This window comes from Polyangium sp. 15x6, assembly GCF_029960785.1.
Taxonomy (GTDB): Bacteria; Myxococcota_A; Polyangia; order Polyangiales; family Polyangiaceae; genus Polyangium.
In genome coordinates, this window is the sequence record NZ_JASBQE010000261.1 from 1 (window position 1) to 919 (window position 919).

A 919-nucleotide genomic window follows, 5' to 3' on the forward strand; every position below is an offset into this window, starting at 1 on the left:
CCTGCTCGATCTCTGCACGAATCGCCGCCGCTCGCTGATGGTTCCGCATCGGGTGCTCCCTTCGGGGCACCAGCGTCGGAGGAGCGAGCCGTCGGTGTCAGGACGGGGGTGGGCGAGGTGGTACGGATGAGCAGGAGTACGGCGCCCATTACGCCGCGTACATGAACGAGCTCGAGCGCTGGAAATGGTTTCAGCGCGCCGCGCAGGGCGTCCTTTCCGGCGATCCCGAAGCCTGCCAGGCGGTCCTCGACTTCCTCGGCCCCTTCCAAGCCTTCCAGCAGCTCGGATCCTCGCTGAACGTATGCATCACCCGCCCGTGGTGCGTCGAGGCATGGCTCACCGCGAACGATTCAGAGCGTCCTGCCTGTCGAGGCGGTCTTCTACACGTCGACGGGCAGGCTCTCCCGGAAGACGATGCCAACCCAGCGGTATTGGGCGATCTACCAGGACCACGTGTGCAGCGCCACTCTCCGCATCGCTCGGGAGGTCTTCGCGATCCTTCGGATCCCCGTCACGCTGGTCCACGTCGCCTACCCGTGGACGAACTCCCGGACGGGCCTCCCGGATCGCTACCCATCCTGTCCGTCGCCTTCGATATCGAGACCTTCTTCCAGCTCAGGCTCGAAGCGATCGACCCCTCGGATTCGATGGCCAATTTCGAGCACCGCATGGAGTACAAGAAAAACACCGGCTTCGACCCGATCGAGATCCTCACCCCCAACGACATCGAGCAGTACCAGGGGTGAGCCTCGCCTACCAGGGGAGGACCCGCTTCCACGTCGCGGGCCCGTTCTCCGTACCACCTCGCCCACCCCCGTCCTGACACCGACGGCTCGCTCCTCCGACGCTGGTGCCCCGAAGGGAGCACCCGATGCGGAACCATCAGCGAGCGGCGGCGATTCGTGCAGAGATCGAGCAG

Annotated in this window: 1 protein-coding gene; it reads left to right on the plus strand. The window is 65.4% G+C overall.

Annotation, left to right across the window (positions count from 1 at the left end):
- The first annotated feature begins 161 nt into the window (after positions 1 to 161).
- Entirely contained in the window at positions 162 to 746 is a 585-nt protein-coding gene (locus QHF83_RS53345) for a hypothetical protein (protein WP_282425887.1), read from the plus strand.
- Positions 747 to 919 lie beyond the last annotated feature (173 nt).

Excerpts from the sequence above, each read along its gene's own strand:
- QHF83_RS53345 (WP_282425887.1), top strand. The coding sequence starts at position 162 with ATGAACGAGCTCGAGCGCTGGAAATGGTTTCAGCGCGCCGCGCAGGGC.